6 protein-coding genes are annotated in these 6,378 nt (G+C 70.8%); 4 read left to right on the forward strand and 2 right to left on the reverse strand.

Annotation, left to right across the window (positions count from 1 at the left end):
- Positions 1–105 precede the first annotated feature (105 nt).
- Both AOK17_RS29425 and AOK17_RS29430 read right to left on the reverse strand, forming a co-directional pair.
- Complete coding sequence (locus AOK17_RS29425; RefSeq protein ID WP_055615604.1) at positions 106–909, reverse strand: DUF3097 domain-containing protein; 804 nt, start codon at positions 907–909, stop codon at positions 106–108.
- A gap of 134 nt (positions 910–1,043) precedes the next feature.
- Positions 1,044–1,811, reverse strand: a complete 768-nt coding sequence (locus AOK17_RS29430; RefSeq protein ID WP_055615605.1) for an MBL fold metallo-hydrolase — start codon at positions 1,809–1,811, stop codon at positions 1,044–1,046.
- Between the two features lie 260 nt (positions 1,812–2,071).
- Between AOK17_RS29430 and hrcA the strand changes: the two genes are divergently transcribed.
- The 4 genes from hrcA to AOK17_RS29450 all read left to right on the forward strand — a co-directional run bounded on the left by hrcA (position 2,072) and on the right by AOK17_RS29450 (position 6,288).
- On the forward strand, positions 2,072–3,088 hold the full coding sequence (gene hrcA, locus AOK17_RS29435; protein WP_055615606.1) for a heat-inducible transcriptional repressor HrcA: 1,017 nt from the start codon (positions 2,072–2,074) through the stop codon (positions 3,086–3,088).
- Positions 3,089–4,225 (forward strand): molecular chaperone DnaJ, encoded by a 1,137-nt coding sequence (gene dnaJ, locus AOK17_RS29440; protein ID WP_055615607.1) that lies wholly within the window; start codon positions 3,089–3,091, stop codon positions 4,223–4,225.
- A gap of 234 nt (positions 4,226–4,459) precedes the next feature.
- On the forward strand, positions 4,460–5,545 hold the full coding sequence (locus tag AOK17_RS29445) for a nitronate monooxygenase (RefSeq protein ID WP_055615608.1): 1,086 nt from the start codon (positions 4,460–4,462) through the stop codon (positions 5,543–5,545).
- A complete protein-coding gene (locus AOK17_RS29450; protein ID WP_055615609.1) occupies positions 5,542–6,288 on the forward strand; it encodes a 16S rRNA (uracil(1498)-N(3))-methyltransferase in 747 nt (248 codons plus the stop codon). The genes AOK17_RS29445 and AOK17_RS29450 overlap by 4 nt, the downstream gene beginning before the upstream one ends.
- Positions 6,289–6,378: the final 90 nt, after the last annotated feature.

Genomic DNA, 6,378 nt, shown 5'->3' on the forward strand with positions numbered 1-6,378 from the left:
AGCCTCTCCGGCGTTTGAGGAGCGGGGGTTCGGGGGCGGAGCCCCTGAAAAGGGACGGGAATGGGTAGGGGCGGCGGGGGCGAGAAAAACCCACGGTCGCCGCGCTCACCCTGGTGTCGTGACGAAGTCGATCAGTTCTTCCACGCGGCCCAGTAGCTCCGGCTCCAGGTCTCGGTAGGAGTGGACCGAGCCGAGGATCCGCTGCCAGGCGGCGCCCGTGTTGTCGGGCCAGCCCAGGGCCCGGCAGACCCCCGTCTTCCAGTCCTGCCCCCGCGGCACACGGGGCCAGCCAGGGATGCCGACGGACGCCGGTTTCACGGCCTCCCAGACGTCGATGTACGGATGCCCCACGACAAGCGCGTACTCACTCGTCACGGCCTCCGCGATCCGCGACTCCTTCGTGCCGGGGACGAGATGGTCGACCAGCACCCCGAGCCGCGCATCCGCCCCGGGATCGAACTCGTCGACGATGGCGGGCAGATCGTCGATGCCCTCCAGGTACTCGACGACGACGCCCTCGATCCGGAGGTCGTCGCCCCAGACCCGTTCGACGAGTTCCGCGTCGTGCCGCCCCTCGACGTAGATGCGTCCCGCTCGGGCGACCCGGGCCCGAGCCCCGGGCACGGCAACCGAACCGGAAGCCGTACGAGAGGGGCGTACGGGTGCGGACGACGGGCGCACCAGCGTCACCACGCGCCCCTCCAGCAGGAACCCCCTGGGCTCCAGCGGAAACACCCGGTGCTTGCCGAAGCGGTCCTCAAGGGTGACCGTCCCCGCCTCGCAACGGATCACGGCACCGCAGAACCCGGTCCCGGGCTCCTCGACCACGAGCCCCGGCTCCGCCGCCACCTCGGGCACGGGCTTGGGCTTCTTCCACGGAGGGGTCAGGTCCGCTGAGTACTGGCGCATTCGGATGACGATAGGAGAAGGCCCCCGCCCGGCGCACCGAGCCCCCCTGCGACACGCCGACAGCCCGCCCAGGACAGCCGACTGAGCTTCCTGAGACACGTCGCCGAGCCTCCTGCGACACGCTCACGAGCTCTCTACGACACGCCGAAACGCCGTGCCAGCGCGTCCCGTTGGGCCCGTACGAAGCCGGCGTCCACCGCTGCCCCGTGGCCGGGCACGTACACGGCGTCCTCGCCCCCGAGGGCCAGCAGCCGGTCCAGGGCCGCGGGCCAGCGGGAGGGGACGGCGTCGGGGCCCGCCTGGGGTTCGCCGGACTCCTCGACGAGGTCACCGCAGAAGACGATCTCCGGCGAGCCGGTACGGGGGCTGTCGGCGCCACCGGGGTCTCCCAGGTCGCTGCGGACCAGAACCGCCAGGTCGTGGCCCGTGTGGCCCGGGCCCACGTTCGCCAGCAGGACCCGCACTCCGCCGCCCAGGTCGAGCGTCCACTCGCCGGAGACGAGGTGCTGGGGGCGGACGAGGAGGTCCGCCGCCTCGGCCGCCTCGCCCGGGTCGGCGCCGTTGCGTTCGGCATCCGCCCGCAACTCGTCCCGTCCGTCGGCGAGCACCCGCTCAAGGCCGGCCGCCCCGAAGATCTCGACCCCCGCGAAGGCCGCCGCGCCGAAGACGTGATCGAAGTGCGCGTGGGTGAGCGCGAGATGGGTGACCCGCCCGCCCCCGAGCAACCGCCGCGCCTCCGTACGCAGCCGCGCGCCCTCCCGCAGCCCCGACCCCGCGTCGATCATGAGCGCCGCACCCTCGCCCACCACGAGCCCGGCCGTGCAGTCCCACACCGGAAGCCGGCAGCGCCCCACACGCGGACCCAGTTCCTCCCACCCGGCCTCTTCCCAAGTCACGCTCATACGCCGACGCTAGCTCTACGCCCCATGAAGTGCGCAGACAGCGGCGGACAGCAGTCGGGACAGAGCAGGACAGCCCCGTACACGTCGTCGTGACATCGCAGGGCCGCCCTTGCCCGGGGCGCACCTACCGGCCGTACACTTGGCCCGGGGATGCTGGCACTCGCGCACGCTGAGTGCCAGGCAAGGCGATCAAGGATGATCGAGGACCGCATCGAGACCGCATCGAAGACCGCGGGGAAGACCAGCTGGAGGTGTGCGCGATGCTCAGTGAACGCAGGCTCGAAGTGCTGCGCGCCATCGTCCAGGACTATGTGGGCACCGAGGAGCCGGTCGGTTCCAAGGCGCTCACGGAGCGCCACCGGCTGGGCGTCTCCCCGGCGACCGTCCGTAACGACATGGCCGTGCTGGAGGACGAGGGCTACATCGCCCAGCCGCACACCAGCGCCGGCCGCATCCCCACGGACAAGGGCTACCGCCTCTTCGTCGACAGGCTCGCGGGCGTCAAGCCGATGACCGCACCGGAGCGGCGGGCGATCCACAGCTTCCTCGACAACGCCGTCGATCTCGACGACGTCGTGGGGCGGACCGTCCGGCTCCTCGCGCAGCTCACGCGGCAGGTCGCCGTCGTGCAGTACCCGTCGCTCACCCGCTCGACCGTGCGTCATGTGGAGCTGCTGTCGCTGGCCCCGGCCCGCGTCATGCTCGTACTGATCACGGACACCGGCCGGGTCGAGCAGCGCATGGTGGACTGCCCGGCGCCCTTCGGGGAGGCCTCTGTGGCCGATCTACGCGCGCGGCTCAACAGCCGGATCGCGGGCCGCCGTTTCGCGGACGTCCCGCAGCTGGTGCAGGATCTCCCCGACGCTTTCGAGTCGGACGACCGGGGTACGGTCGCGACGGTGCTCTCCACCCTCATGGAGACCCTCGTCGAGGAGACCGAGGAGCGGCTGATGATCGGCGGCACCGCCAATCTGACCCGCTTCGGACATGACTTTCCCCTCACCATCCGTCCCGTCCTCGAGGCACTTGAGGAGCAGGTCGTTCTCCTCAAACTCCTTGGTGAGGTCAATGATTCGGGCATGGCCGTACGGATCGGTCACGAGAACGCCCATGAGGGACTCAACTCCACGTCCGTCGTCTCGGTCGGCTACGGTTCGGGCGTCGAGGCAGTAGCAAAACTTGGCGTGGTCGGCCCGACGCGCATGGATTACCCCGGAACGATGGGAGCGGTACGAGCGGTGGCACGGTACGTAGGACAGATCCTGGCGGAGTCGTAAGTGGCCACGGACTACTACGCCGTACTCGGCGTGCGCCGCGACGCGTCCCAGGACGAGATCAAGAAGGCATTCCGGCGGCTCGCACGCGAGCTGCATCCGGACGTCAATCCCGATCCGAAGACGCAAGAGCGCTTCAAGGAGATCAACGCCGCTTACGAGGTGTTGTCGGACCCGCAGAAGAAGCAGGTCTACGACCTCGGCGGTGACCCGCTGTCCCAGGCGGGCGGCCAGGGCGCGGGCGGCTTCGGCGCCGGCGGGTTCGGGAACTTCTCGGACATCATGGACGCCTTCTTCGGCACGGCGTCGCAGCGGGGCCCGCGGTCGCGCACGCGGCGTGGCCAGGACGCGATGATCCGGCTGGAGATCGACCTCGACGAGGCGGCCTTCGGCACGACGAAGGACATCCAGGTCGACACGGCCGTCGTGTGTACGACGTGCAGTGGCGAGGGCGCCGCGCCCGGCACCTCCGCGCAGACCTGTGACATGTGCCGCGGTCGCGGTGAGGTGTCCCAGGTCACGCGGTCCTTCCTGGGCCAGGTCATGACGTCCCGGCCGTGTCCGCAGTGCCAGGGGTTCGGGACGGTCGTTCCGACGCCGTGCCCCGAGTGCGCCGGTGACGGGCGGGTCCGCTCGCGTCGGACCCTGACCGTGAAGATCCCCGCCGGTGTCGACAACGGCACGCGGATCCAGCTCGCGGGCGAGGGTGAGGTCGGGCCCGGTGGTGGTCCCGCCGGTGACCTGTACGTCGAGATCCACGAGGTCGCGCACTCCACCTTCCAGCGGCGCGGTGACGACCTGCACTGCACGGTCACCATCCCGATGACCGCGGCGGCTCTCGGGACGAAGGTTCCGCTGGAGACGCTCGACGGGATGGAAGAGATCGACATCCGTCCGGGTACCCAGTCCGGGCAGTCGGTTCCGTTGCACGGGCGGGGTATCACGCACCTTCGGGGTGGCGGGCGTGGTGATCTCATCGTGCATGTCGAGGTCATGACGCCGAGCAAGCTTGATCCCGAGCAGGAACGGCTGCTGCGCGAGCTTGCGCAGCTTCGGGGGGAGGAGCGGCCCACGGGTCAGTTTCAACCCGGGCAGCAGGGGCTGTTCTCCAGGCTGAAGGACGCGTTCAACGGTCGCTGAGGGTTTGCGCTGGGGGTTTGTTTCGCCCCCGCCGCCCTTACCCATTCCCGTCCCTGACTCAGGGGCTCCGCCCCCGAACCCCCGCTCCTCAAACGCCGGAGGGGCTGAAGTTCAAGTGGGGGTCTGGGGGCGTCAGCCCCCAGGGGAAGGGATCCTCCCGGCCTGATTCCCGTGGCTTATGCCCGGGGGAAGGCCGGATTCGGACTTGTACGGAGGACGTGACAACATGCCGTCATGTCCTCCGCGCTGACCGATCTCTTCCCACTCCCGATCGTGCAGGCCCCCATGGCGGGCGGCGTCTCCGTGCCGCAGCTCGCAGCGGCCGTGTCCGAAGCCGGGGGGCTCGGTTTCCTCGCCGCCGGCTACAAAACGGCCGACGGCATGTACCAGGAGATCAAGCAGTTGCGGGGCGCCACGAGCCGCCCGTTCGGCGTGAACCTGTTCATGCCGCAGCCCGAGTACGCAGACCCGGCCGCGGTCGAGGTCTACGCCCACCAGCTGGCCGGCGAGGCCTCCTGGTACGAGACCGAACTGGGCGACCGCGACAGCGGACGCGACGACGGATACGACGCCAAACTCGCCGTACTCCTCGACAACCCGGTACCGGTCGTCTCCTTCCACTTCGGCTGCCCTACGCGTGACGTCCTGGACTCCCTGAGCCGGGCCGGCACGCTGACCCTCGTCACCGCGACCACCGCCGAGGAGGCGCAGGCCGTGCAGTGGGCGGGCGCCGACGCGGTGATCGTGCAGGGCGTGGAGGCCGGCGGCCACCAGGGCACCCACCGGGACAACCCGGAGACCGACGGTTCCGGCATCGGACTGCTCTCACTGATCGCGCAGGTCCGCGAGACCGTGCAGATCCCGATCGTCGCGGCCGGCGGCATCATGCGCGGCAGCCAGATCGCCGCCGCGCTCGCCGCGGGCGCGAGCGCCGCCCAACTCGGCACGGCGTTCCTCGCCACCCCCGAGTCGGGCGCCAACGCCGTGCACAAGCAGGCGCTGACCAACCCCCTCTTCGTACGTACGCAGTTGACGCGCGCCTTCTCCGGCAGGCCCGCGCGGGGTCTGATGAACCGCTTCATGCGCGAGCACGGGCCGTACGCGCCCGCCGCCTACCCCGAGGTTCACCACCTCACCTCCCCCCTGCGCAAGGCCGCCGCCAAGGCGGGGGACGCGCAGGGGATGGCGTTGTGGGCGGGACAGGGCCACCGGCTAGCGCGCGAGCTGCCCGCAGGTCAGTTGGTCGAGGTGCTCACGGCCGAACTCGCCGCCGCCAAGACAGCGTTGTCGTCCAACTCGGGCGGAGGCCCGGTCCGTTGACCGCCCCGGTGTTCGTGGTGGACGTGGTGCCGGGCGGGCCCGAGTTCGTCCTCGACGGCCCCGAGGGGCGGCACGCCGTGTCCGTGAAGCGGCTGCGGGCGGGCGAGGACGTCGTCCTCACCGACGGGCAGGGGCGCTGGGTGGACGGCGTCGTCAAGGCGGCCGAGGGCAAGGACCGGCTCGTGGTGGCGGGTATCGCCGAGGTGCGTGAGGAGCCCGAGCCGGCTCCCCGTATCACCGTCGTCCAGGCGCTTCCCAAGGGCGACCGCGGTGAACTCGCCGTCGAGACCATGACGGAGACCGGTGTCGACGAGATCGTCCCGTGGGCCGCGTCCCGCTGCATCACGCAGTGGAAGGGTGAGCGGGGGCTCAAGGCGCTCGGGAAGTGGCGGGCCACCGCGCGTGAGGCGGGGAAGCAGTCTCGGCGGGTGCGGTTTCCGCTGGTCGCGGACGCGATGACGACCAAGCAGGTTGCCGCGTTTCTCGCCAAAGCGGACCTTGGGGTGGTGTTGCACGAGGACCGGGGGTACGGGAGTGAGCCGCTGGCTTCCGCCGAACTTCCCTCCTCCGGGCGGATCGTGCTCGTCGTCGGCCCCGAAGGTGGTGTCTCTCCTGCGGAGTTGGAGGCCTTTGCCGAGGCGGGCGCGAAGGCCTGCCGGCTGGGGCGCAGCGTCCTGCGCACCTCCACGGCAGGCACGGCGGCGACGGCCCTGCTCCTGACCCGCACGGGCCGCTGGTCCTGACGGAACGGGTTTCGCCCCCGCCGCCCTTACCCGTCCCGTCCCTGGGGGCTGCCGCCCCCAGACCCCCGCATCGGCCTGAACGGCCTCGTC

This window comes from Streptomyces phaeochromogenes (assembly GCF_001418655.1).
Classification (GTDB): domain Bacteria; phylum Actinomycetota; class Actinomycetes; order Streptomycetales; family Streptomycetaceae; genus Streptomyces; species Streptomyces phaeochromogenes.